Here is a 24397-nt window from a genome sequence, read left to right on the forward strand (position 1 = left end):
GCCCGCAGCAAAGAAAAGGTGCGACGGGCGGATAGGACAGGCAGGGAGCAGTATTTAGGTGTACAGACCCTTATTGCGCTTTTCTACAGCGTCTTTGGCCTTGCCTGGTTTAAGGTGCTTGAGTTCCCCGACAGACTGAATAGTCTTTTCAGGTTTCTTGACCTTCTTAATCTGGCTAAAGCCAACTGCCGCCAGTAGACCTGCGATCACCAGCATGATCAAAAAGACGATCAGGTACGCGGCCCAGCGGTCGAACCACAAGTGGGTGAGCAGTTCCGCGAGGAAGAAGAAAAAGAAGAAAGAGCTGTATAAAGCGATGGTGCCTGCGGCGCCGAAAAGGCCAGCACCGATGCCGCCCTTCTTTGCGGACGCAGCCAGCTCAGTCTTAGCCAGCTCAATTTCCGAGCGAACCAGCGTGGAAATCTGCTCAGTCGCGTTCGAAACTAGCGTTCCGATAGAAGTCTCACCCGGCTTGCTGGTGTCAACATCCGATAGCGGAATGGAGTTGACCTTTGGGCCGAAGCTCTCGGTGCCATCGGTGTAGAGTCCGTCTTTGCTCACGGTAGAAAACCTTCCTCAAAAGGGTGCGCAGTGTCGTTTCATTAATCTTTAATAACCACAGTAGATCAAAAAAGTTCACTGTGACATACATTCCCATCCTAATAGATTTGCCGCAGGTCGCTCTGTTCGGCATGGTAATTTGCTAAAAAGACCCCCGTGGCGGCTTAGAAGAAGTCGCTAGTGCAGCGGAGATGGCAAAACCGTAGCGTGAATCTGTCCTTGGTATATGCGGCTATAACTAAGTCCTTCCCACTATTTTGTTTTAGATAGAGAGGATCTCGAATGCTCTGATTCGTGGTGTTGACCATGTTCCCACACCGACGATTGAAAGCACGGCGCCAAAAATTATGAATGCATGTGCAGGGCCGATCCAATCCGCGACTGCTCCAAAAAGGAAATTGGCAATTGGAGCTACGCCGAATGAGGCGAGCGTTAAAAGGGACATTACCCTACCGGTATAAGCCTTATCGGCAGCGACGAGAAACAAGGTGATCAATAGGGTGGCACATACTCCGCTAGAGGCGCCCGCAATGGCTAAGCCCGCGTAAATTAGTACAATCTGCGAAAAGATGCCGACGCTGGCGAAGCCGAACCCCATTATCACGATACTGCTGGTGACCAAGGTTCCAATTCTTCCCTTAGGCTGTTTGATGAGCATAAGCAGTGCTGTAAAAATCGCGCCTATACCGAAGGCGGAAAGTGCAAAACTAGTTTGAGCGCTGCTCCAATTTTGATCCGTTCCGAAAATTGCTAAACCTGAAATTGTGAGCCCAGACACGATTAATTCGCCTACGGTAATGAGGATAAGCGCAGGGCACAGAACTGAATCGCTTATCGCATACCTGATTCCGTCTCGGATTCCGCCATTGTCGGATGGTTCTCCTTCACTGCATCCTTGGCCGCTCAGTTCTTTAACAAATTGGAGCAAGAGGAAGGAGCTCAAAAACAGGAATGCGCATATGAGCAGAGGCTGGGATAGCCCCTGCGTTCCAAGAATGAGTCCACCAAGTGGAGGTCCGATCGCAGCTGCAATCCTCTGTACTACAGAACGTGCACTTTGTGCACGAGGCAGCGCCTTGGCGGAAACGATGCGGGGCGGCATTGCACCAACGGCCGGGAGGAAGAATGCGTCGATAAAACCAAATGTCAAGGATAGGGCATAAAGTACCCAAATATTGATTCCAAATAGCGCGATGAACAGTGCGAATGTGCCGGCTATGATGAATCTGAAAAAATCCGAATAGAGTGCAGCTCGGCGGGCGCCAATTCGGTCAGTAACTGCACCTCCGAAGAGAATGAATGTGGCACGAAGAAGCGCACCAACTGTTACGACCAAACTTGCTTGCAAAGGAGAGTTTGCGATCTGCGCGGCGGACCATGCCAATACAAAGTAGAAGATATGGTCGCCAATGAGTCCCAGACCAAAGCCTGAGATCCATAACGAGAAATTGACTCTAGTCTCTGCCATTAGTCTTGCCAGCATCCTCAATTGGGTGGAGCGCTATGTGCAAATCCTCCATTCCATGAATGTCGCCGGCATCGCAGATTTTCGGAATGCCGACGTACGCTATTCCGACGATATGGGCCCCTTTTGTAGCTAATAGTCCAAAGTGGATCCATTTGAGTGCAGATTTATTTGTCTGGTGTGAAGTCCCTGTAGCTTCAAATGCGGAAGGATGGGACCGCTGAGTCTTGCGGAGTGCCATGTCGACTTGATGTCCCATACATTTCCTAAGTTGCTTTCGGTTTTCGCGCAGATGATCAGTCACTTTAGGTTAATGTTGTGATTTGCACAATAGGAAAATATTCAGGTAAACGGACATGTAGGAGTGGGTTTCTCTCGGGGCTTTGCGTTCACGCCGCAAAAATTGTTTCCGGACATATCTGTCGGTATTCCCGGAAAATCATAAAACGAAGCCACGCTCGGGTGATGCGCCAGTGCGTAGAGCAATCTCTTCACGGTGGATACCCTAGCGGGATTAAGTAATTGCCCGGTATGTTTGTGGAACATATCTGCATGTGAGAATATGCTTGCCGCGCTTACTGGAATTTTACAGGGTGTGTTTGCTCGCTCAATATAGTTCTGGCCGGTATGTTTCTTGCTAGTTCTTGTGGCTGTCGCACGAATTCAGTCACCTCCCCAGTCGAAGTGGCGAAGACGTGCTAATTCGATGGGCGAATTCAGCTTTCCGCATCGTGTTTATTATGAGCCTTTACACCTGGATGGCAGGTTCCTTGATGTGGCATCTTGCAGTGGAGGCGTGCTGGATTGGTTAGCCACAAAGAGGTTGGACGACAAAGAACGGCACTAGCCAGCTAGCGGCGTGTGAAGCCACGTGAGAAAATCTGAGTTTTTCGTAGTCTTGCGCGGCTCGATTGTTGGGCGCTGAAACAACCAGATGCCGGCTACCACCAAAGCCGCGACACCAGCAACAACGGAGGCGCCAATGCCTACTTCTTTTGCGCCTGGCATGGTAAACAGCGGAACTGGGTCGCGGAAGGTGCGAATATCCCACCCGTTTTCCAGTGCAGTCTTCTTCATGACGCGGTCGGGGTTTACGGCGACGGGGTTTCCTACTAATTCCAGCATCGGAATATCGGTGGCGGAATCCGAGTAGGCAAAACTCTCGGCCAAGTTGATGTTTTCCGTGCGGCCAATTTCGGCCACGGCGTCAGCCTTGGCGTGGCCTTTGAGGTAATTGACTACCCCGCCGGTGAAATGGCCATCGACGGTTTCTAGTTCGGTGGCTACAACGTGTTCAACGCCTAGTTCTTCGGCGATCAGTCGTACCAACGTTGCCTCGGAAGCAGAGATAATGACTACTTCGTGACCGGCAGCTTGGTGGAATTGAATGAGCTCGCGAGCCTCGTGGTAAATCGCCGGGGTAACTACGGTGTGCATCGTCTCGCGAGCAATATTTTCTACTTCTTCCACGGACCAGCCGGTCACCATGGCGGCGAGTTGATCGCGGGTGGCATCCATTTGCTCGGAAGTCTGCCCGGCCATCATGTAGCTAGCCTTGGCCAAAGTCATCTGGAGCGCATCGGTGGGAGTAATAAGCCCGTTGTTCATGAACTCCTTGCCAAAGGCAAAAGCAGAAGAGGTAGCAATGATTGTCTTATCCAGGTCGAAGAAGGCACCAATGCGGGCGCCCTTCGCTGGTAAATAATCTTGTGAGCTCATGTCGTGCTTCCGTAAATTCATGTAACCGTTGTGCTGAGGTATGGGTTAAGCATAACAATTGAGTAAATTGTTAACTGCTGTGACTATTGTGGCACTCGGGTGGGTTGTTGTCTATAGGAAGAATCGTAGAACTTCTTCGTGGTGTTACTGAGTTATCCACAGCTAGAAAGGTGATGCGTCATTTAAACTACGCTCAAGTAGGTAGTTATCCACAGGCTAGATGATTGCCTCTAGTGCGCACTATGGTCTGCAAGACATAGTGAAGTCATGACGCAACACACGGAATTTATTCTCATAGCCTGCACAGACCCAGTGCTTGTGCCAGAGGCAGCGCACGCAGCCGCAGCAACAAGGCGCGAAGTTATTCATGTCACCGACCCGCGCGACTTGAGCAGGTATGCACCCGATGCCACCGCAGTGATTGTGGACTCTTCAACGGCCGCGCACATTGCTGCGACCGCACGGCAGTCTCGTATTTACTATGTGGCGCCGGAGCCGGGACCCATTGATTATGAAGCGGCACTGCGCTCCCGCGCGGAGCAAGCATTTATTCTGCCAGCAGAGTCTACGCAGCTGCTGCAGGCACTAGCGCGAGATACCGAGCACAAGCAAAAACATGCAGCGTTACGCATCGGAGTTGTCGGGGCGAGCGGGGGAGTTGGGGCATCAACGCTGGCGGCAGCCATCGCACGGTGCGCTAGTGCGCAGCACGGTACAGCATTGCTTATCGATGCTATCTCGTACTCCGGTGGCCTTGATTTATTGATGGGGCTGGAATCAGCGCCTGGTGCCCGCTGGCCTGATGTTTCTTTAGGGACAGGGGTCATTGATGCACACGATCTAATATCTGCCCTGCCTAATACTCCGGATGGAATCACGGTGTTATCAGCCGCGCGAAGTACCGTAGAGACTCCCTTTCGCCTAGAACCTGACGCTGTGGAGCGGATGGTGACGGCAGCGGGGCAGGGCTTTGACGTCATTGTGGTGGACGCACCCGCTACCGGAATTCCACATACTTTAGATCTAGCGGTCGTGGTGTGTGCCGCGGAAGTTCGATCGTCGGCCGCGGCGACAGAAATCTGCGCGGAATTAAAATCACGTGGTGCTTCCTTTACCGTGGCGCTACGCCACCGCGGCTGGTCCGGGTTAAGCGCACGGGATATTGAAAAAATCACTGGCGGTGATGTCGCTGCGGAGATTCCTCATTTAAAGGCACTGACCAAAACCACTGAGGTAGCCGGGCTGCCGGTGTCATTGCCTAAGAAACTTGCCGCACCAGCACGCACGTTGCTATCGGCGGCGGGGTGGTGAGGTCCATGGACAATACACAAGCATTAGTGGCTTCTTTGCAAAGCTCACTCGCAGAAGATCCGGCACTTGCGAAAAATCCTGCAGCACTCGCACGACGCATCCGCGATGAAGCAGGTGTCATCAGTGACGTGGAAGTCTTAGAGATTCTCCGTCGCCTGCGCAATGACACCTCTGGGATGGGTTTATTGGAGCAGGTCTTATCTCGTCCTGGTGTGACAGATGTTGTTGTCAACGGCCCCAATGATGTCTTTATTGATCAGGGCAATGGGTTATATCGAGTCGCTATTACTTTTGACTCGGATGCGGAAGTCCGCAGGCTCGCAACGCGGTTGGCAATTAGCTGTGGCCAGCGCTTAGATGACGCCCAACCTTTCGCCGATGCCCGCATAAACCGTGATGATGGCACGAGCCTGCGCATTCACGCACTCTTGGCGCCACCGAGTGAGACGGGGACTTGTATCAGCATCCGAGTGCTGCGCCAATCCAACACCACCTTGGATGATCTGGTAGCTAATAACACCATTACCAGTGCTATCGCCGAGACGTTGCGTGCACTTATCAAAGCCCGGCTGTCTTTTCTGGTTATCGGCGGCACCGGTTCCGGCAAAACTACGCTGCTATCAGCATTGTTATCTGAGGTATCGGAATCTGAACGCCTAGTCATTATTGAAGACACCGCGGAGCTCCATCCGAATCATCCGCATTCTGTCACTCTGGTTACGCGCCGGGCCAATGCCGAAGGAACCGGGGAGATCACCATGGCGCAGCTGTTGCGCCAGTCGCTAAGAATGAGACCGGACCGTATTGTCGTCGGAGAAATCCGCGGCGCCGAAGTAGTAGACCTCCTCGCTGCCTTAAACACCGGCCACGACGGCGGCGCAGGCACCTTGCACGCCAATTCACTACATGAAGTACCAGCTCGCATGGAAGCACTGGCAGCACTAGGAGGACTTGACCGCACCGGGTTGCATTCGCAATTAGCCGCAGCAGTCGATGTCGTTCTGACAATGTCGCGTGAGCCGCAAGGCCGACGACTACGAGAAATCGGAATATTGACTGACAACCCCGTAAAAGCTGAAATTATCTGGTCACTAGCCCATGGAGAACACACCAGGTACCAGGAATTTCTCGACAAACTCTCACAACGATTACCCGCCCCAGTTGCGTCAGCTACGAACACGCAAGATTCCTCTGCAGACGCAGGACGTGAGCAAGGATTACACATTCCCGCAGGGTTTCAGGGAGATATCACTAGCTTGTCGATGCCGGAGGCAGCATCATGACCCCTGCAACATACGCACTTATTCTGGTCGCAATACATGCATTCCTTCCCACGGTAAAAAGCACTGCGCGCGTGGAGACCACCCGGAAATCTCGGCAGTCACTGCCAGCGTGGATGATTCTCGGTGCCGTATTTCTCGTGGTATTCCTCTTTATTGCAGTAGGGCGACTGACCGTAATTGTCGCTGGTGTCATTGTTACCGGAACCATTGTTTACAGCCTGACGCAGATGCACGACAAGCGAGTGAATCTGCGAGCAGAAGATGCCATTGCCCAGCTTCTCGGAACTATGACCGCGGACTTGCGCGCCGGAGCCACTTTCCCGGCAGCCCTTAAACGCGGGGCAGATGAGCTTGCCGTGAGTGCAACGGTTTCGATGGACATCAAAGCAGCGATTGCTACGGCCGCGGTCATCGCTCATCGCGGTGGCAGTATCTCTACGGTCTTATCCACTTCACACCCACAGCTGACAAACCTTGGTGCTTTGTGCTCCTTAAATGAAAAACACGGGATCCCCTTATCCAATGTTTTTGAACAAGCCCATAACCAGATTGAATCCCGAAAACGCCACCGGGCAGCAACCAAAGCTAGTCTTCAAGGCCCGCAAGCTACCGCTATCGTGCTTACGCTGCTGCCACTAGCAGGAATTTTCATGGGAACCATCATGGGCGCAAACCCTGCGGGCTTTCTCTTCGGCGGGGGACTGGGCGGCTTGCTGCTCGTAGTCGGGGTGGCTCTAGCCTGCGCGGGGTTTATCTGGTCACGCATGCTCATCACAAACGCAGCTAGTTAATAAAGGACATGACATGAATTTCAGCGCTTTTGCCCTTATCCTCCTCGCTATCAACTGTTGGATTCCCGCCTCTGCCAGCAATGCTGCGCGAAGGATCAGCACAATATTAAATTGCAAGACCCCGCGCGCCGGGCCAGAGGAAACTGCAGAAAATCCCAGTGCTGTGTTTTCGGTGAAGAAATTGCTGCCGAAGCAATCAGTCTCGGTAGATCCCCTGGTCATTGCCGGTGATATTGAGCTATTCGTCGCCTGCGTGCGCGCCGGGTTATCTATTCAACAAGCCACGAGTGCAGTATCCGTCGTGGCGGAAGAACCAACCGTGACGTACTGGAAGCAAGTGAACTCCTTGCTCGCGTTGGGCGTTGAGCCCGAAAGAGCCTGGGTTCATATGCAACCTGTTCCGGGATTACAAGAACTAGCACGTCTTGTCATGATGTCTGAGCATTCTGGAGCGGCAATCGCTTCCGGGTGTCAGAGACTGGTGGATACCCTGCGTGCAGATGCCACCAGCAGCGCCATTGCCAAAGCAGAACGAGCGGGAGTGTTTATCTCCCTGCCACTCGCACTGTGTTTCCTACCCGCATTTATCATCCTCGGCTTGGTGCCCGTCGTTATCAGCTTGGGCGCTCAGCTTCTTTAAATTTCGACCAACCTTTCATCACAAAACTCATCTTCTAGACAAGGAAAAATCATGAACGCTTACAACAACCCCGCACGTCAGGCTCTGGCTTTGGTAGTTAAAAAGGCCGCCGCAGTAAACAATGACAAGGGCATGAGCACCGTGGAGTACGCGATGGGCTCGCTCGCCGCCGCAGCGTTAGCAGCCGTGCTTTACCTGGTGATTAATGGCGGCGCTGTCGTTGACGCCATTGAAGGAATTATCACCGATGCGCTATCGAATACTCCGGGATAGCGCGCACCGAACGAGTAGGAAATAGGGAGTAGAAAATGAAGAAGCTGGTGTTCAATGACCGCGGTTCAGTCACGATTGAAGCTGCTTTATCTTTAGCGGTATTGATGATTGTGGCGGCAGCTATCGTGGGAGCAATTGCCACCATGGCCGCCTATATTTCAGCCGTCGATATTGCCGGCGCAGCAGCACGTGCTCATGCCATCGGCGTTGAATACCAGCCTCCTCGTTCCGATATTGCACTAAATATTAGTGAATCCGCCGGTCTTATTACCGTGACGGCGAAGGTGCCCGGGGTCATCGGACAGATGAGTGCTGATGCCGTCTTCCCCGCCGAAGTAGGTGGGCAGTAATGCGAGGGCACGACACATCCCGCAGGCGCGGGGCAATTCTTGATGACTCCGGCTATGCCACTATCGCCTCATCGGGCATCATCATTGCGGCTGTCTCCCTGCTCTTGGTCGTAGCGGCAGTAGTCTCACGCGTCGTTGCGCTGCATGAAGCCCAAGTAGCCGCCGATATGGCCGCTATCTCGGGAGCCTTTGCTCACGCCCGGGGTGAGGATGGGTGCGCTGTAGCCTCCCACCTCGCCACCGCCAACGGTGCGCACTTGGCAACCTGCCACGTCATCGATAGCGACGTTCAAGTTGCCGTGAGCGTTCGCATGCGAACGTCAAGTGCGCAAGCAGGCCCGGTTTAGCGGAGGCGTCCTTCGCACCTTGCAACGCAGATTCAATCAGGTTGCTGCGCTCTAGTGCAGATCCGCTATCGACTGCCTCGGACCATTGCTTTTGGGTTCCCACGGCTGCGAAATTCGAGTTCAGCAAAGCCATCATTGTGGTGTGTACTGACTGGGCATCGACACTGCTAGCAGCGTTAGATAAGTTAAGTGTTTAAACGCGAGCCAGCACGAGCGCACCCAGGCAGATGAGCTGATGATGGTTGTCTCCGGTTATGGGCGAAAGTCCTTAAACACCACCGTGGAATTGATGGCGAAGCACTACGGAATGTCCGGCGCCAATTAAGAACCAGATCCGGCTGTCAGCGTGACCAAAGCACCCAGCAATTTCAAAGCCCCTGCTTTATCGAGTGGTTGATTGCCATTGCCGCACTTGGGCGATTGTACACACGAGGGGCAGCCGGATTCACACGGGCACGAGCGTACTGCTTCAAAAGTGGCGCTAATCCACTCGGGGAAGCGCTTGAACCCTTCTTCCGCGAAGCCAGCGCCGCCGGAGTGACCGTCATAGACAAACACGGTGGGCATCTGGGTGTCCTGGTGCAAGGCAGTAGACACGCCACCAATATCCCAGCGGTCGCAGGTAGCAATCAACGGCAATAGCCCAATGGCGGCATGCTCCGCCGCATGCAGCGCGCCGGGAATATCAGCGGCGCGAATCCCCATGGCCTCCAGCGCCAAAGGGTCGACCGTATACGCCACCGCGCGAGTGTGCAGGCGCTGCTCGGGAAGATCCAGCGGGATGAGATCCGAGGTAGTGCCATCGGCAAGCTTGCGAAAATAGCCTACTACTTGGTCGGTCACCTCAACATCGATAAGCGCTGCCCACACCCCGCCGCCATAATCGACCAGATCATCCTCCTTCGCGGCACTCATAATCGCGATATCGGTGGTGGAATTTGGCTGGGTGGAATACTCCGGCTCCCCGGGGGCGGCAAAGGCTATGCCTTCCTCGATGTCTAAATCTTCAATGACAAAGCTTTCACCCTGGTGCAGATACACCGCGCCGGGGTGCACCTGGGAGTGTGCACGCGCGGCATCGACGGTGCCTAATAGGCGGCCATCGCTGGTATCCATAATGAGTACGTTATTGCCAGCCCCGCCGCGCAGGCTGACCTGCGAGTGCGCTGTTTCCGGACGCAGATCGCCATCGAGTTGTGGCACGGCAAACCATCCCTGCGGGCGGCGGCGCACTAAGCCTTGCTGGGCTAGGGCTTCAATGACCTGTTCGGCGCGGTAAAAGCGCACCTCGGCATCTGTTAAAGGCTGCTCGATGCAGGCACAATAAATATGGCCGTAGAGAATATACGGATTCTCCGGATTAAACACGCTAGCTTCCACCGGCCGGCCCAACAGCGCGTCGGGGTTGTGCACCAAGTAGGTATCCATTGGTTCATCGCGCGCGACCAACACCACCAATGAGCCTTGCCCGCGGCGTCCGGCGCGGCCAGCCTGCTGCCAAAAACTTGCCACCGTTCCGGGAAAACCCGCGGTGACCACGGCATCTAGCCCGCCGACATCAATGCCTAGCTCCAAAGCAGAGGTAGTGGCAACGCCGAGCAACTCACCGCTATCGAGCGCGTTTTCCAGCTTGCGGCGGTCTTCCGCCAAATAACCCGCGCGGTAGGAAGCAATGCGCTGGGCAAAATCTGGCCGGGCTAGCGCGCCAGATAGTTCTGCCTGGCAGCGCAGCGCGACTTGCTCTGCCGAACGCCGCGAGCGTACAAAGGTCAACGTCCGCGCACCTTCGGCCACAATGGCCGCCATCATCTCCGCTGCTTCCGTCGTTGCCGCGCGACGCACAGGGGCACCGTTATCGCCTTCCGCACCCTCGATAAACCCGGGCTCCCACAACGCAATGGTGCGCTCACCCGTCGGCGCGCCGTCCTGGGTGACTTCTAAAAATCCCACGCGGCTGGTCAAACGTTTCATATGCTCTGCCGGATCATTCATGGTGGCAGAGGCGCCAATGATCGTCGGATGCGCGCCATAACGTGCACATATTCGAAGTAGTCGTCGCACTACTAGTGCAACGTGCGCACCAAATACTCCGCGGTAGGAATGGCATTCATCAATGACAATAAACTGCAGATGCCGTAAAAACCGCGTCCACCGTTCATGCGCGGCCAAAATGGACATGTGCACCATATCGGGGTTGGAAAAGACAAAACGCGCATGATCGCGAATCCCCGCCCGTGCCTCCGACGGGGTATCACCGTCATAAGGAGAGGGGATAACGGAAGCAAGCTTGTCGATGCCCCTAGTCAGCTCCATAATGGCCAACAACTGATCGGAACCCAGCGCTTTGGTCGGTGTTAAATATAGCGCGCACGCTGTGGGAGCTTCGGCCAGCCGGGTCAAGATGGGCAGTTGATAACCCAGTGATTTACCTGATGATGTGCCGGTGGCAACGACGACGTCCTGGGACGCGAACGCGGCGTCGGCAACTTCCCGCTGGTGCGAATACAACTGTGTGATGTCGCGCTCAGCAAATTTTTGCACCAGCTCCGGCAGTGCCCACTCAGGCCACGGGGCAAATTGCGCCTTTGTGGCCGGTTGGGAGACCGAATGGGTCAATGTCGAGGTAGAAAACCGGGGACTTAAGCCGGCGAGTAGTTCTTCACCAAAACTCAAAATCTACCCCCTTTTTAGGTAAGAGTGAAAAAGAATTCTCTTAAAGACTATCGCCAAGGGGTGCAGTCGTGTCACACTGTGGGTGGTCGCAGTTTCTTGGCGCAAGATTTAACACCACTTTGGTGCTCGCAAAAAGAGTTATAGCAAGATTTTATCGCGTGCACCCGGGGGACCGGGAGTTCGAAAAAGTTTGTTTGACCCGGCGTTGATAATTCTTCAACGACGAACCCCCTATTTTTTAAGGATATTTATCATGGCACAGGGAACCGTAAAATGGTTTAACGCTGAAAAGGGCTTCGGCTTCATCGCTCCAGAGGATGGCTCCGCAGACGTTTTCGTTCACTACTCCGAGATCCAGGGCAACGGCTTCCGTACCCTCGAAGAAAACCAGCAGGTTTCTTTTGAAATCGGTGAGGGCCAGAAGGGCCCACAGGCAACCAACGTTAACGCTCTCTAAGCATTAACCTGCCTTTATCCTCCACATACTTTTTAAGGGTGTGATGGCTGGATAATAAATTAAGGACTCCTTCGGGAGTCCTTTTTTCATGTCTACCCTCGCCGCTTTCTGGCTCCACGCTAATGTTTAGCTGGGTTCGTGGTTCCTCGCAGTCGGACGGTAGGAGCATCAGCCTCGTTCCAATGGAACAGAACCAAATGCCAAAGACCCAGGCTCTTTCGTGAAGGGTCGATTAAACCATGCGCGCCGGCCTCGATGAGACGGTCGCGCACTCTCCACGAGGATGGTGTTCCTCCCACAGCGGCAATGTCTTGCCAGGGAGCAATTGCGTCTGCAAGTTTAACTCCGATGGCCTCAAGCGCATGTGGATCGCGCAGGTCGATGATGTCAGGTGCATCGACATCAAGCTCGATGACCTCCAGCGCCTCAGCCCGAGCATCTTTGTGGGCAATCATCGCGGCTTCGACACCTTCGGCAGAAGAACTCAAGTAGAGGGTTGGTTCTTCGGCCCGTGAGTATCGTCCGTTCGAACGTGAACCTGCGATTGCAAACTCACGGAAGTTCGGATCAATGGCGCGATAAAACGTACCGCGAACTGTGGGGGCGAAGATTGGTTCTATGCCGGTCATGCCGCAGAGCTTATCACCGGACTGCGACCGGAAATCTCGCAATTTTCAAGCGATCGACGTAGTCAATCAGCGTTTGGCATCGCCGCGTTTAAGGCTTTATTTCGGCTCTTCAGTGGTGACGATTCCGGTGTATGGCGGCCAGATTTTGTCGAAGACCCACATGAATACGAACGTGTAGATGAGGAAGAAGACCAGCAGTCCAGCTTCAAGGACGAGAGCCTCGAGCAGGGATACTTTGAGGATCCAGGCGACTACGGGCACGAGGAAGACCAGCAGGCCGCCCTCAAAGCCAATGGAGTGAACAATGCGTCGCTTTACGGTACGAGTCTTGGATTCTTGACGCCGCTCCCAAGCTTCAAAGAGGGAAGTCCAGATGAAGTTCCAGATGACAGCTACGGTGGATGAGGCAATGGCTACGGCGCCGGATTGACCGCCGCCGAATCCGAGGACGGACAATCCCACAGTAACCGCCACAATTGCCACCAGCTCGTAGACGATGACGTAGATTATGCGGCGAGTTGTAGCTGACAAGGATTCCTCCAGAAAAGTTGAAATAAAGCGCGAGCTTAGAGCTTAGGTTTGATTTGGCCAGAAAGCATCTTTTACAACACGCACAGCCTAGCCCCGAACCGACAGACAACGAAGAAAATGGTCGAGGTTCAGTGCTGTTTATGTGGCCCACATACGATAGTTGAAGCACGGGGAACCGGGCGAGGATGGGCTTGTACTATCTAGAACATGCAATTTCAGATGTTCGAGGATTATGTGCGTCAGCACGGACTAAACGCGGACGTGGTTCCTAAGTCTCAAACCAGTGATTATGAATCAGGTGTTGTGACGATGGAAGGTGCCAATTGGCATATTCGAACCGCGCGAAATACCCCAACCAAACCAGGCGCATTTGTTGCGTTTTGGCGCCGAGATAAAAGCGGTGAAACTGCACCCTTTAATGCTGACGAAGTTGCAGCAGGATTAATGGTTTTCGTAGCATCGAACCAGCAGCGTGGGGTATTTCGATTTACTGCCGAACACTTGGAAGAGCTGGGTGTTACGAGGGGAAAGCATGCCGGGAAGCGCGGGTTTCGAGTGTATCCGGCATGGAGTACTGATTTGAATCCGCAAGCAGCGGCAACGCAGCGTGCTCAAATGGCAGCATTTAGCCAGTTTTAAGTACTTTCATTGCTGAGCAAACTGCTGTTTCGCCTCGAGTGGTAATTAATTGTGGGCTTCGGCGTAGCCGCGGCGAACATCAAGGGCGTCCATGAATTTGTTCTGTGCGCGCTGGACAACAAAGCCTAAGACGGTGGCTAATACTACGGACATGATCATCGCGATTAGCGGGCTGCCGGAGAAGACCACGCCGCCGAGGTAACCAATGGCCAACGCTTGTGCGGCCCAGAGCATGACCCCGATGGTGTCAAAGAGGAAAAACATCGGCCACGGAAAACGTACCGAGCCCAGCAAAATTGTCAGTAGGAGGCGGGCGGAGGGAATAAAGCGGGCGATGATGATGGCAGCACCGGCGTTGCGGCGCATATTGCGCTTGACCCACACCAGGGCGGTATAGGTCTTGGAGCCGCGGCGAATGCGGTTGATATAGGGCATAAGCCGGGTGCCCAGTAGGAAGCAGAGGTTGTCACCGACCACCGCGCACATCACGGCCACGATAAACATCAGCCCAATGTGTGGCTCACCGCGCGCACCTGACCAAGCACCGACTAGGTTCAGCGGGATTTCTGAGGGCAGGACAGGAAAGAAGCTGTCGCCGAAAATCATGGCGCCGACAACTGGGTAAACCCAAGCGGTGGACATGAGGGATTCAATCCACATCATGAGGGTGTCAACCACTGTTGAATACTCCCTTTCTGACGGTTATGAATCCGCCCCGTATATCAATTGGAAAACCAGCTTAAACGCCGACCTACACAGATTCTAGTGCCAAAAAGACAAAGTTCTACTGGGGAGTAACCAGTTCAACATCCGGCAGTGTAAGTGGCAGTTCAAAGCTAGCGAATTGGTAGCAAATAAAGGTGGTTATGAGCAATTATTGATCGAGTCGACGAGCGCGGCGGAATTTGTTGGCTTTTGTATCGTGTGATGAAGTAGTGGTAGAAACATCTGAGACAGCCCTATTAAATACAGTATCCAAGTGACAACAGTGCCCAAGATGTCTTGGTGGTTTATCTCGCTGTGTATTGTAGGGGCAATTAGACATTAGGTTCGAATCATCGAAGGAGATGAGGTCGACGTGGCGGAGCCATCAGGCAAGACATTAGTCATCGTGGAGTCAGGTACGAAGGCGAAGAAGATTCAGCCGTACCTAGGTGACAAATACATCGTTGAGGCCTCAGTAGGGCATATTCGCGATTTGCCTCGTGGTGCCGCTGACGTTCCGGCGAAGTTTAAAAAGGAGTCCTGGGCACGCCTTGGTGTCAACCCAGAAGATGACTTCACGCCGTTGTATGTCATTAGCCCGGATAAGAAAAAGAAGGTCGCTGACCTTAAAGCCAAGCTCAAAGAGTGCGACCAACTTTATCTGGCAACAGACCCGGACCGCGAAGGTGAAGCCATTGCGTGGCACTTGCTTGAGGTCTTAAAGCCCAAGGTGCCAGTTCGCCGCATGGTCTTTAATGAGATTACTAAGTCTGCCATTTTGGAAGCTGCGGAAAATACCCGTGAGCTTGATGAAGACTTGATTGATGCGCAGGAAACCCGCCGCATTCTGGACCGTTTGTACGGCTATGAAGTCTCCCCAGTGCTGTGGAAGAAAGTCATGCCACGGTTGTCTGCTGGTCGTGTGCAGTCGGTGGCGACTCGCGTCATCGTCGAGCGTGAGCGCGAGCGCATGGCCTTCGTCTCCGCAGAATACTGGGATCTGTCTGCAGATCTTGCCGCGAAAAACGCGGACGCCGCTAACCCCGGGCAGTTTAAAGCACGTCTGAGCAGCGTTGATGGTCAGCGAGTTGCTCAAGGTCGTGACTTTGGTGATGACGGCAAGCTCACCACCAATGAAGTAGTGGTCTTAGACCAACAGCGCGCCCAAGGCTTGGCTGATGGCCTCGATAGCGCTGATATGCACGTGGCATCGGTGGAGCATAAGCCTTATACCCGTAAGCCTTATGCGCCGTTTATGACCTCGACGCTGCAGCAGGAAGCAGGTCGGCGCCTGCACTTTACGTCCGAGCGCACCATGCGCATCGCGCAGCGCTTGTACGAAAACGGCCACATTACCTATATGCGTACCGACTCCACCTCGCTGTCGCAGCAAGGGCTAACCGCCGCGCGCGATGCCGCCGTGTCGAACTTCGGTAAGGAATACGCTGCCTCGAGTGCACGTCGTTATGACCGCAAGGTCAAAAACTCGCAGGAAGCCCACGAAGCTATTCGTCCTGCCGGCGAGACTTTCGCGACCCCAGGTCAGCTTTCTGGCCAGCTGGATGCTGAAGAGTTCAAGCTCTATGAGCTGATTTGGAAGCGCACCGTGGCATCGCAGATGGAAGATGCCAAGGGCCAATCGATGAAGGTCACGGTAGCCGGCCAGGCTTCCTCAGGTGAGAATGTGGAATTCTCCGCCACCGGCCGGACCATTACCTTCCCCGGTTTCTTAAAAGCCTATGAAGACCAGGGCGCGGCGAAAAACGATGATGAAAACCGTCTGCCACAGTTGGCAGAAGGCGATGATCTCAACGTTGCCGAAGTAACGGTCGATGGTCACGCGACCAACCCGCCAGCGCGTTATACCGAGGCCAGCTTGGTTAAAAAGATGGAAGACTTAGGCATTGGCCGTCCTTCTACCTATGCCTCGATCATCAAGACCATTCAGGATCGCGGCTACGTGCTCTCCCGCGGCAATGCTTTGGTGCCCAGCTGGGTAGCATTCGCGGTCGTTGGCTTGCTGGAGTCGCACTTTACGGAGCTGGTGGACTTTGATTTCACCTCTTCGATGGAAGATGAGCTGGATGCTATTGCCTCGGGCAATGAAGACCGCACCCGCTGGCTCAATGGTTTCTATTTCGGTGATGCCGATAAGGGCGATGACTCCTCGGATGTCAAAGCCGCATCCATTGCGCGTCACGGTGGGCTTAAATCGCTTGTCGATGTCAACCTGGAAAACATCGATGCCCGCAAGGTCAACTCGATTCGTCTCTATACCGATTCCGAAGGCCGCGATGTCTTTGTGCGCGTAGGACGCTACGGGCCTTATATCGAGCGCCAGGTCGGCGTTAATGCCGAGGGCGAGCCGGAATATCAGCGCGCGAACTTGTCGGAGACGACTACTCCGGATGAGCTCAATGAACAATTGGCAGAAAAGCTCTTTGCTACCCCACAGGGTGGCCGTGAGCTGGGTGAAAACCCTGCCAATGGCCGCACCGTAGTTGCCAAGGAAGGCCGCTTTGGCCCCTATGTCACGGAAGTAGTCCGCGATGATGAGCGTGCGAAGGCCGAAGCAGAAGCCGAAGATGTCGTTGCCGAAGAACGTGCTGCCGAAGATAAGCAGCGCAAGGAAGACGGCATGCGCGCGAAGAATTGGGAGACCAAGACTGCGGCGAAGCAAAAAGAAAAGCGTATTAACGAATACGTGGATCAAAAGCTCAAGCCGGGCACCGCGTCGCTGTTTAGCTCCATGGAGCCTTCCCAGGTCACCTTGGACGACGCCTTGAAGCTGTTGTCTTTGCCGCGTGAAGTAGGCGTGGATCCTTCAGATGATGAGATGATCACGGCGCAAAATGGCCGCTATGGTCCTTATCTGAAAAAGGGTACGGACTCGCGTTCTTTGGCTAATGAAGAACAAATCTTCTCCATTACCTTGGACGAGGCCCGCCGCATTTATGCCGAGCCCAAGCGACGTGGCCGTCAGGCTGCGCAACCGCCACTGAAGCAGCTGGGCGATAATGACGTCTCCGGCAAGCCGATGTCTGTCAAGGACGGACGCTTTGGGCCGTATGTCACCGATGGCACCACCAATGCCTCGTTGCGCAAGGGCGATTCACCGGAGAAGCTCACTGATCAGCGCGCCAATGAGCTGCTCTCCGAGCGTCGCGCCAAGCAAGCTGCCGATGGTGGTACCGCGAAGAAGACGACTAAGAAATCGACGGCTAAGAAGACCACGGCGAAGAAGTCCACCGCCAAGAAGACCGCTGCTAAGAAATCCACGGCGAAGAAGTCGACTGCCAAGAAGACCGCAGCTAAGAAGCCGTCGCCTGGAACGAAGAACGTGGTCAAGGCAGGATCTCGCCGGAAATAAAACGGCGGTAGGCTGGGCAGGGTTAGCACACGCACGAAAGGACTAACCCATGCCACAGCTGCCGCTTACTGAAACCCTGGATAAGGCTTTACAAGAATCCATCCCTGATTTCGCCCAGCTTCACAGCGATGATGAATTCTCGGTGCGCACGATTGAAGGGTTGCAAGCGTTGGTGGCATCGCTTCTTCCGCTTGCTCGTGAACAAGAGCGCCTAGCCGCAGGGATGCTTAACGATGCCAGCTTCTTTAGCCGCCTGCTGCCCTTTCTGCCGGCAGTACACCGGTTGGCAGAGCCAGCAATCTTATTGCTGTTGGCAGGCAACGCCATCGCCCGCGCCGGTGAGATTACCCCGGGCCATTACGTTTCTTTAGAAGACTACGCTCAGCAAACCCGGGAGCCAGGCTCTATCGATGCACCAACGGCGCAGCCACAAACGCTGGAATCTAGCTCGCTATGGCAAACCACCGGCGGACTAGTCGCTGGCGCGCTCGCACGCGTTGCCAAAAATTCGGCAGAAAAATCTCATAATCTGCGCACTCCATCGCGCTGGGGTGTGCGTGCCGTCGTGATGTCTAATCTGGGATACTCCGCCGCGGCCCTTGGTGCCGGAGCGCGCCCACAAGGCAAGACCATTGGCGTTTATGCAGGCGTGTGGGCTGCCGGTGTGGCTACCGCGCTGGTTGCTGCGAAACGCAAGAAAGTCTCCCAGCAGATGGTGCCAGCCGTGGTCTTCGGTGGGGCATCGTCCGCGCTGACAGCAGCGCTGGTCTCTGATGAATCCGTCTTTCGCTCCGGTTCTATCGCCGCGCGTGGGGCAAGCCACGGCGCTAACTTTCTTTTTGCCGGAGAATCCCTCACCTTTGCTCGCGCGCTGTTGGAAGAAGGCATCGAATCCAAGCCACATAAGCGCCACGTGTTAAAGCGCGGCCTGTACAACGTGCTGGGCGGGGTGGAAACCACCACCTCATTTATTGGACATCTGCTGCTCGCGGATGGACTCAACCGTCGGTAACTAGCGCCGCCAGTCGGCGCCGTTGGCGGTGCCGTTAACTGGCGCTGGTGGCTGGCGCTTTGAGCCCTGGCTGCATCGTCGGGCCATACGACAAGCGGCGATGCGCCTTTTCGAAAGGCCCTTGTATCCCGGTAATTTCTAATATCCACGCAAGAAGCAGGGATGCTGCCCAGACCGCGCATGCCAAAATAAATTGCGCGCTGACACTGGCTGGCGCAAAGCCAAACGCTACCGGATAGCAAATCAGGAAAAACGCCACGGACTGAATGAGGTAACCGCTCATCGAACGCTTGCCCAAAGCCATGGGCACTTTCAACCACATCGGAGGCTGCTTACCGCGATTCGCCGCGGCCTGGAATGGCTGCAAGGCAAGTGCGAACATAGCCAACAGCGCCGGGCCGGTGATAGCGCCCATAAACAAATTCACCGTGGCGAAAATGGGTCCTACCTCAGCTGGAAGAACCCCGATTTCTGCCAGACCCCACGGCAGGCCAATGACCAGGATAAATACTATGCCGATGACAGCCCAGGTCCCCAGTTCTTTGCGGTGCGAGGGGACATCGGAAAGCACCCCGCGACGTGCCCACGTAAAGCCAATGAGCATGATGGGCGCATAGGTTAATAAATACACTGGGTAGCTGGCAAAGTTCAGCAGAAAAGACAAGGCATTGAATGCCAAGACGCCGCCGTACGTACTCGTATCCACGGCTCCCATGCTGGTATCAGTCATGGCGCTCAAATCCCACCCGTCGGCTAATGCGGCAACCAACAGTCCCAGGCTGAAGATGGAAATCACGCCGAGGAGGACATAAGAAATGATGCTGAGGATTTTATCGCGCGCGGTAAGCATTAATCCGATGATCATGCCGGTCAGCCCGTAGTAGAACATGATGTCGCCGTAGAAGATAAAGATCAGGTGAATGGCACCAAAGACGGCGAGAAAGAAGTAGCGGCGGACAATGACCTGTCGGGCACGCTGAACAGGGAAGTGCTTGCGCCATAAGCTCATGGCGATAAGACCGACACCGAAACCCAGCAGGGTGGTAAAAAGCGGCAGCCCACGATTGTGCACGAACAAGGTAGACAGCACTGCCAGGACCTGGTCGAGGCCAGTGTTAATGGTTCCTAAAAACTTCGTCTCAGCAGCGCCGAGACTCAGCCACGCGGTGGGGATATTGGCAACGGCAATTCCCAAAAGCGAGAGTCCACGCGCAACATCGGGCACAATCATGCGTGCTTGAGCTTTTACTGATGAGGTCGGCGGAGCCGGGGTGGGCGAAGAGGTGGAAGGTCGTGGGGATCCGTGGTCAGCGTCTGCCATGCGGCTAAGACTAACAGCTATAACTCCGCGCGATCAGCCAAGGTTGCACGGATGGGACGGGCCAATTGCGTCATGCGGCGACGTCCGCGCAGCTCAATAGATTTCATGAAAGTCCAGCGAGCTTGTTCGGTTTCATTGGCGTTTTTCAATGTTGAGGCATTGGTTAGGACCCGACCCGGGGTTTCTTTCGCCAGCTCGGTTAACCTGGCGGCTTCGTTCACGGCGTCGCCAATGACGGTGTATTCGAAGCGGTCCAGCCCGCCGATGTGTCCAGCAACCACATGTCCGGACGCAACGCCGATGCCGGCTTGAAGCTCTAGGTTGCGTAGTTCGTGGCGTAGTTCGCGGGCAGCTTGCAACGCCATGGAGGTGGAGTCATAGACATTGAGCGGAGCACCGAAAATAGCCAGGGCGGCATCGCCTTGGAACTTATTAATGATGCCCTTGTTGCGGTGGACAACTTCTACGACGTGCTCAAAGAAGTTGTTGAGCTCTTCGACAACGCGCTCTGGGGTGTTGTTTACGGCGAAGGTAGTAGAGCCAATGACGTCAATAAATAGCACGGCGACCTTGCGGTCTTCGCCGCCGAGTTCGGGGCGTTCATCTAGAGCGCGCTGTGCGACTTCATCGCCGACATAGCGTCCAAAGAGGTCCCGCAGGCGTTGGCGTTCGTGCAGTCCGCGCATCATTTCATTGAAGCCGGCTTGCAGGACACCCAGTTCCGAGCCATCGTAGATATCTACTTCCACGTGACGTTCGCCGCGGCGCACACGGTTAATGGCATCTTGCAGCTCGTAGATGGGATCCACCACGCTCATGGTGGAGTACGCCGTGGCCATGGCACCAGTGCCGAAGGCGGTCAGAGTCAGGGCGACGACCGCGGGCAAAATATCATTGGCGTTGTCGGTAAAAAGCCCGCTGGTTTGTGCCACGAATACCAAAACAATGCCCAAAAGTGGCACGCCGGTGGACATGATCCACGACAGGTACAGGCGCTGTTTAATGGGTGGCTCGAGGGTGGAATCTTCAAAACGTCGCGCCAGCGCGGTAGCAGCAACGGGGCGCACCATGCGCTCTGCCTGCAAATAGGTAATGAGCACGACAATCATCCCGGCGAGCGTGGACGAGACACCCACCACCAGGGCAAGTCTGGCATCGGAGGCGGAGGTAATAGCCACCGTGATGCCGATTCCGATCAGCCATACTAAGGCAGCAACCGCTGCCTGATAGATCGGGATGCGCATGACCAGGTTGCGCACCATATTCGGGTCGTGCGCATCTGGATTGCGTTGCCAATCCCACACGGGTCTAAACAGCAAAATCGTTGCAGCCATGCCGACGATGACGGCAAAGATGACATAGGCTGCGCCTAGGCCAAAGAGGTTGTCGAAGTTTCTGGTGAACTCTTGGATCTCCGGCATGGGGAGGAAGAAAACCACGAAAGTCATGATCGCAACCGCGCCAACAATGTTGGTGCCCAGCACTATCGCGGCATAGATGGGCCACGAGGTGCTCATCAACCATGAAATACCGCGCATGACTCTGCTCATAGCTTTCCACTCTATCGTTAGTGCATCCACATTCGCGCGAAAAGGTGTGACATCCCCAGAACTTGGGGGAGGTGCAGCGGTCGAGGAAGATAAGGAGAAGAAAGTAATATGGGTGAGGTGAATGAGATTTCTTTAGATCGCAGCTCAGTAGCGCAGCGTTTAGCCGATCGGCCTGGGGTGCAACAGACCATCTTGCAGGCTGCCCGCGCTGCCCGCGGTCTGCCCGGTGCGGATCCGCGCGCGATGAGCCATTCCTGGCTTTTTACCGGCCCACCCGGCTCAGGGCGCTCGCACGCGGCGCTCGCCTTTGCCGCAGCGTTGATGTGCACCAATGTCGATGACAACGGCCCAGATGCCGAGCTTGGCTGCGGGCAGTGCGATGCCTGCCGCTCGGTGCTGGAGACCCAATCGCACGTGGACCTGAATTTTTGGACGCCGCAGGGTTTGACCATCAAAGTCGAAGAAGTCCGCGGCGTTATTAAAGATGCCATTGCCCTGCCCACCAGCGCGAAATATCGCGTCATTATCTTTGACAACGCGGATCGCCTCACCGCTGGGGCCTCCAACGCGCTGTTGAAAACGGTGGAGGAGCCCTCCGCACAGACCATTATCATCATGTGCGCGCCGTCTGCGGACCCGCAGGACTTTTCCCAAACCCTGCGCTCGCGGTGCCGTCACCTCTATATCCCATCGCCGTCGGTGGACTACATCGTGGAGCAATTGGTCTCCGAGGGAGCATCGCCTAACGATGCCCACCTCGCCGCCCTAACCTCCCTTCAGCACGTTGGGCGTGCTCGTCGATTAGTTACTAACCCAGACGCACAAAAACGTCGTGCGATGGCTATCAACCTGGCCGAAGACGTCTTTCACGGCTCGCAAGCCTTCCAATCCACCCAAGCGCTGATCAAACTTGTCAACGACGAAGCCAAGTCCGAAGGATCCGAGCGGGAAGAAAAAGAGATTTCCGATCTGGAAGTCGCCTATGGCGCCGGCGGTAAAGGTAAAGGCACGGGTCGTGAAAACCGCGACCTGAAATCCGCAGTCAAGCGCTTAAATGACCAACACAAGCTGCGGCAGACTCGGCGCCAACGTGACTACTTGGATCTGGTTCTCGTGGACCTGGCGGGAATCTATCGTGATGCGTTGATGCGCAAAGTCGGCGCCGATGTGGAACTTACTCATCCCGACTTTGAAGGCTTGGCCGATGAATTAGCCGAGCGCGTCAGCGAAGAAGGACTATTGGCGTGCCAGAACGCGATTACTAACTGCCGTGAGCAAATGAGCCACAATGTCACCCAGCAAATCGCCTTCGATGGGCTGGTGGGACGGCTGCGTTTAGCGTGCAAAACCCGCTGATAGGCATACTGATTTCACGCCCAGATATCAGCTGGGCTATTCTTTATAGGCGCTGATTTCTACTATCGGCGCATGCCGCTTTAGCTCAGTCGGTAGAGCGTCTCACTCGTAATGAGAAGGTCAGGAGTTCGATTCTCCTAAGCGGCTCAGTTAAGACCCAGCTGTGAAGACTAAACGTCCACGCTTGGGTCTTTTTGTTCGGCCAGGCTCGGCTACATCCGCGATTCCGCCGTCCAGTAGGGTGGATGTGATGGCGGTGTGCGATTGTGTCGAGTGTTGGTGGCGTCACATAGGCGATGGCCTATCATGGTGTGCACCATGAACGAACAAACTTTTCCGCAGGTGCCGAAATCCCTGCGGTTTAGCACGCACGGGATTGTGCCGGATAGTCGAATCCAGATGTGGGAAGGCCATAATGCCAAAGCGCTTATCCCGTTAGATATCCGCACCTTGGATAATCGCGTGTTGCATGCCACGGAGACGAACTTGCACCTGCCTTCGGTGCGGATGGCCAGCGTGTTTGGCACCTCCCAAATCGTGGAGCGTTCTGAGAGTTTCATTGCGGATAATCCCACGGGCGTTATTGCGATCTTTTTCGCTACCGAAGGTGATGCATTTTTCCATCACCGCGGCGGGCACATCCCCTTAAAGCCGGGACAAGCGATTATTTATGATGCCGATAGGCCGTTTATCCGCGGCTTTAACCACAAATTTCGGGAATTGGTGCTGACCATTCCCAGGCAGCGCTACTTTGACATCGTCGGCCCACAACGGCCAACGCTGCCCGTGTGCTTTGAGTTTGGAGCCACGGGAAATCCAGGTGAACAAGCGCTGGCGCGGTTGGTTAATACGGCGCTGCGACAGATAGAACACGGCAATGTGCAGTCGGTGGGTTCGCCAGATGTGCCGGAAAAGTCGTGGACGGAGATTGAAGAGGAAGCATTTGGGCTCCTGCGCAACGTTTTAGGAGATGGCCCAAGCAGTGGCGATGGTTTAATCGCTGCTGCCAAAAGTCATATTGAACTCAACATTGCTGATCGCGACCTGGGGCCTGGCCAAATTGCGGCAGCAGTGGGGATCAGTGAAAGGCAGTTGAGCCGCATTTTTGCGGAGGCGGGTACTACCGTGGGACGTTATGTCCTGCAGCAACGGCTCGAATTTGCCCAGCAAGCACTGTCAGCACGCGAGCAAGACATGATTTCGGTGGCGGAGATTGGACAACGCTTCGGGTTTTCCTCACCGAGTCATTTCAGCCGTACTTTCCGCGAACGCTTTGGAATGACGCCACTGCAGTGGCGTAAAGGGTCCCAGCGCCAGAGTCTGCGGCATTAATTTGTGCTGATTTTGACTTTCTCGGACGTGAAATAGTCTGCCACGGACAAGTTCCTACATCACTCTAGTGGACCGAATGTGA

General features: G+C 54.9%; 22 protein-coding genes and 1 tRNA gene. 14 read left to right on the plus strand and 9 right to left on the minus strand.

Annotated elements, in window-relative coordinates; all coding sequences use genetic code 11:
* Positions 1 to 54: 54 nt before the first annotated feature.
* The 3 genes from CAMM_RS01600 to CAMM_RS01615 form a co-directional block, all read right to left on the minus strand.
* Entirely contained in the window at positions 55 to 561 is a 507-nt protein-coding gene (locus CAMM_RS01600; protein ID WP_003846124.1) for a phage holin family protein, read from the minus strand.
* A gap of 262 nt (positions 562 to 823) precedes the next feature.
* Positions 824 to 2029: an MFS transporter gene (locus CAMM_RS01605; protein ID WP_003846125.1), complete on the minus strand. Its 1206-nt coding sequence runs from the start codon at positions 2027 to 2029 to the stop codon at positions 824 to 826.
* An 840-nt stretch (positions 2030 to 2869) separates the two neighbouring features.
* Positions 2870 to 3745, minus strand: coding sequence for an HAD family hydrolase (locus CAMM_RS01615; protein ID WP_040354785.1), 876 nt, complete (start codon positions 3743 to 3745; stop codon positions 2870 to 2872).
* A gap of 267 nt (positions 3746 to 4012) precedes the next feature.
* Here CAMM_RS01615 and ssd point away from each other — a divergent pair, with 267 nt between their 5' ends.
* The 7 genes from ssd to CAMM_RS01650 are packed head-to-tail and all read left to right on the plus strand — an operon-like array spanning position 4013 to position 8740.
* Positions 4013 to 5056 carry a septum site-determining protein Ssd gene (ssd, locus tag CAMM_RS01620; RefSeq protein WP_003846130.1) on the plus strand — a complete coding sequence of 348 codons (1044 nt, stop codon included), beginning with the start codon at positions 4013 to 4015 and terminating at the stop codon, positions 5054 to 5056.
* 5 nt (positions 5057 to 5061) lie between these two features.
* The gene (locus CAMM_RS01625; protein WP_003846132.1) at positions 5062 to 6339 is read left to right on the plus strand and encodes a TadA family conjugal transfer-associated ATPase; all 1278 of its coding nucleotides are present in this window, start codon (positions 5062 to 5064) and stop codon (positions 6337 to 6339) included.
* Positions 6336 to 7130 carry a type II secretion system F family protein gene (locus tag CAMM_RS01630; protein WP_003846133.1) on the plus strand — a complete coding sequence of 265 codons (795 nt, stop codon included), beginning with the start codon at positions 6336 to 6338 and terminating at the stop codon, positions 7128 to 7130. The genes CAMM_RS01625 and CAMM_RS01630 overlap by 4 nt, the downstream gene beginning before the upstream one ends.
* A gap of 13 nt (positions 7131 to 7143) precedes the next feature.
* Positions 7144 to 7770 (plus strand): type II secretion system F family protein, encoded by a 627-nt coding sequence (locus tag CAMM_RS01635; protein ID WP_003846135.1) that lies wholly within the window; start codon positions 7144 to 7146, stop codon positions 7768 to 7770.
* A 51-nt stretch (positions 7771 to 7821) separates the two neighbouring features.
* A complete protein-coding gene (locus CAMM_RS01640) occupies positions 7822 to 8043 on the plus strand; it encodes a DUF4244 domain-containing protein (RefSeq protein WP_003846137.1) in 222 nt (73 codons plus the stop codon).
* A gap of 35 nt (positions 8044 to 8078) precedes the next feature.
* Positions 8079 to 8393: a hypothetical protein gene (locus CAMM_RS01645; protein ID WP_003846138.1), complete on the plus strand. Its 315-nt coding sequence runs from the start codon at positions 8079 to 8081 to the stop codon at positions 8391 to 8393.
* The gene (locus CAMM_RS01650; RefSeq protein ID WP_003846140.1) at positions 8393 to 8740 is read left to right on the plus strand and encodes an Rv3654c family TadE-like protein; all 348 of its coding nucleotides are present in this window, start codon (positions 8393 to 8395) and stop codon (positions 8738 to 8740) included. Before CAMM_RS01645 ends, CAMM_RS01650 begins: the two co-directional genes overlap by 1 nt.
* Positions 8741 to 9061: 321 nt before the next feature.
* On the opposite strand, the gene CAMM_RS01655 is transcribed toward CAMM_RS01650, so the two are convergent.
* A complete protein-coding gene (locus CAMM_RS01655; RefSeq protein WP_050759816.1) occupies positions 9062 to 11413 on the minus strand; it encodes a DEAD/DEAH box helicase in 2352 nt (783 codons plus the stop codon).
* Positions 11414 to 11666: 253 nt separating this feature from the next.
* Here CAMM_RS01655 and cspE point away from each other — a divergent pair, with 253 nt between their 5' ends.
* Entirely contained in the window at positions 11667 to 11870 is a 204-nt protein-coding gene (gene cspE / locus CAMM_RS01660; RefSeq protein WP_003846145.1) for a transcription antiterminator/RNA stability regulator CspE, read from the plus strand.
* 119 nt (positions 11871 to 11989) lie between these two features.
* Here cspE and CAMM_RS01665 read toward each other — a convergent pair whose 3' ends face one another.
* Together CAMM_RS01665 and CAMM_RS01670 are read right to left on the minus strand one after the other, a co-directional pair.
* Positions 11990 to 12499 carry an RES family NAD+ phosphorylase gene (locus CAMM_RS01665; protein ID WP_003846148.1) on the minus strand — a complete coding sequence of 170 codons (510 nt, stop codon included), beginning with the start codon at positions 12497 to 12499 and terminating at the stop codon, positions 11990 to 11992.
* Between the two features lie 96 nt (positions 12500 to 12595).
* On the minus strand, positions 12596 to 13030 hold the full coding sequence (locus CAMM_RS01670; protein WP_003846149.1) for a PACE efflux transporter: 435 nt from the start codon (positions 13028 to 13030) through the stop codon (positions 12596 to 12598).
* A 207-nt stretch (positions 13031 to 13237) separates the two neighbouring features.
* On the opposite strand from CAMM_RS01670, the gene CAMM_RS01675 reads away from it, so the two are divergent.
* Positions 13238 to 13669, plus strand: coding sequence for a MepB family protein (locus tag CAMM_RS01675; protein WP_003846151.1), 432 nt, complete (start codon positions 13238 to 13240; stop codon positions 13667 to 13669).
* Positions 13670 to 13714: 45 nt separating this feature from the next.
* Here the strand turns inward: CAMM_RS01675 and CAMM_RS01680 are convergent, their stop codons facing one another.
* On the minus strand, positions 13715 to 14347 hold the full coding sequence (locus CAMM_RS01680) for a DedA family protein (RefSeq protein WP_040354790.1): 633 nt from the start codon (positions 14345 to 14347) through the stop codon (positions 13715 to 13717).
* A 400-nt stretch (positions 14348 to 14747) separates the two neighbouring features.
* On the opposite strand from CAMM_RS01680, the gene topA reads away from it, so the two are divergent.
* Complete coding sequence (topA, locus tag CAMM_RS01685) at positions 14748 to 17744, plus strand: type I DNA topoisomerase (protein ID WP_003846154.1); 2997 nt, start codon at positions 14748 to 14750, stop codon at positions 17742 to 17744.
* 49 nt (positions 17745 to 17793) lie between these two features.
* Positions 17794 to 18756 (plus strand): hypothetical protein, encoded by a 963-nt coding sequence (locus CAMM_RS01690; RefSeq protein ID WP_003846156.1) that lies wholly within the window; start codon positions 17794 to 17796, stop codon positions 18754 to 18756.
* Positions 18757 to 18790: 34 nt separating this feature from the next.
* Here CAMM_RS01690 and CAMM_RS01695 read toward each other — a convergent pair whose 3' ends face one another.
* Both CAMM_RS01695 and CAMM_RS01700 read right to left on the minus strand, forming a co-directional pair.
* The gene (locus CAMM_RS01695) at positions 18791 to 20077 is read right to left on the minus strand and encodes a DUF418 domain-containing protein (protein ID WP_147581024.1); all 1287 of its coding nucleotides are present in this window, start codon (positions 20075 to 20077) and stop codon (positions 18791 to 18793) included.
* A gap of 17 nt (positions 20078 to 20094) precedes the next feature.
* Entirely contained in the window at positions 20095 to 21627 is a 1533-nt protein-coding gene (locus tag CAMM_RS01700) for an adenylate/guanylate cyclase domain-containing protein (RefSeq protein WP_003846159.1), read from the minus strand.
* Positions 21628 to 21735: 108 nt separating this feature from the next.
* On the opposite strand from CAMM_RS01700, the gene CAMM_RS01705 reads away from it, so the two are divergent.
* The 3 genes from CAMM_RS01705 (at position 21736) to CAMM_RS01715 (ending at position 24315) form a co-directional block, all read left to right on the plus strand.
* A complete protein-coding gene (locus tag CAMM_RS01705; protein ID WP_003846161.1) occupies positions 21736 to 22983 on the plus strand; it encodes a DNA polymerase III subunit delta' in 1248 nt (415 codons plus the stop codon).
* A 74-nt stretch (positions 22984 to 23057) separates the two neighbouring features.
* Positions 23058 to 23130 (plus strand) — tRNA-Thr (locus CAMM_RS01710).
* A gap of 171 nt (positions 23131 to 23301) precedes the next feature.
* Entirely contained in the window at positions 23302 to 24315 is a 1014-nt protein-coding gene (locus CAMM_RS01715) for a helix-turn-helix domain-containing protein (RefSeq protein ID WP_077715829.1), read from the plus strand.
* Positions 24316 to 24397 lie beyond the last annotated feature (82 nt).

Source organism: Corynebacterium ammoniagenes DSM 20306, from assembly GCF_001941425.1.
Taxonomy (GTDB): domain Bacteria; phylum Actinomycetota; class Actinomycetes; order Mycobacteriales; family Mycobacteriaceae; genus Corynebacterium; species Corynebacterium ammoniagenes.

What these genes read in the sequence shown, in the direction of transcription:
- CAMM_RS01675 (WP_003846151.1), top strand. Translation starts at nt 13,238, where the DNA reads ATGCAATTTCAGATGTTCGAGGATTATGTGCGTCAGCACGGACTAAAC.
- CAMM_RS01630 (WP_003846133.1), top strand. Translation starts at nt 6,336, where the DNA reads ATGACCCCTGCAACATACGCACTTATTCTGGTCGCAATACATGCATTC.
- CAMM_RS01705 (WP_003846161.1), top strand. Translation starts at nt 21,736, where the DNA reads ATGGGTGAGGTGAATGAGATTTCTTTAGATCGCAGCTCAGTAGCGCAG.
- CAMM_RS01700 (WP_003846159.1), bottom strand. Translation starts at nt 21,627, where the DNA reads ATGAGCAGAGTCATGCGCGGTATTTCATGGTTGATGAGCACCTCGTGG.
- CAMM_RS01665 (WP_003846148.1), bottom strand. Translation starts at nt 12,499, where the DNA reads ATGACCGGCATAGAACCAATCTTCGCCCCCACAGTTCGCGGTACGTTT.
- CAMM_RS01645 (WP_003846138.1), top strand. Translation starts at nt 8,079, where the DNA reads ATGAAGAAGCTGGTGTTCAATGACCGCGGTTCAGTCACGATTGAAGCT.
- CAMM_RS01625 (WP_003846132.1), top strand. Translation starts at nt 5,062, where the DNA reads ATGGACAATACACAAGCATTAGTGGCTTCTTTGCAAAGCTCACTCGCA.
- CAMM_RS01605 (WP_003846125.1), bottom strand. Translation starts at nt 2,029, where the DNA reads ATGGCAGAGACTAGAGTCAATTTCTCGTTATGGATCTCAGGCTTTGGT.
- cspE (WP_003846145.1), top strand. Translation starts at nt 11,667, where the DNA reads ATGGCACAGGGAACCGTAAAATGGTTTAACGCTGAAAAGGGCTTCGGC.
- ssd (WP_003846130.1), top strand. Translation starts at nt 4,013, where the DNA reads ATGACGCAACACACGGAATTTATTCTCATAGCCTGCACAGACCCAGTG.
- CAMM_RS01635 (WP_003846135.1), top strand. Translation starts at nt 7,144, where the DNA reads ATGAATTTCAGCGCTTTTGCCCTTATCCTCCTCGCTATCAACTGTTGG.
- CAMM_RS01650 (WP_003846140.1), top strand. Translation starts at nt 8,393, where the DNA reads ATGCGAGGGCACGACACATCCCGCAGGCGCGGGGCAATTCTTGATGAC.
- CAMM_RS01690 (WP_003846156.1), top strand. Translation starts at nt 17,794, where the DNA reads ATGCCACAGCTGCCGCTTACTGAAACCCTGGATAAGGCTTTACAAGAA.
- CAMM_RS01715 (WP_077715829.1), top strand. Translation starts at nt 23,302, where the DNA reads ATGAACGAACAAACTTTTCCGCAGGTGCCGAAATCCCTGCGGTTTAGC.
- CAMM_RS01695 (WP_147581024.1), bottom strand. Translation starts at nt 20,077, where the DNA reads ATGGCAGACGCTGACCACGGATCCCCACGACCTTCCACCTCTTCGCCC.
- CAMM_RS01640 (WP_003846137.1), top strand. Translation starts at nt 7,822, where the DNA reads ATGAACGCTTACAACAACCCCGCACGTCAGGCTCTGGCTTTGGTAGTT.
- CAMM_RS01615 (WP_040354785.1), bottom strand. Translation starts at nt 3,745, where the DNA reads ATGAGCTCACAAGATTATTTACCAGCGAAGGGCGCCCGCATTGGTGCC.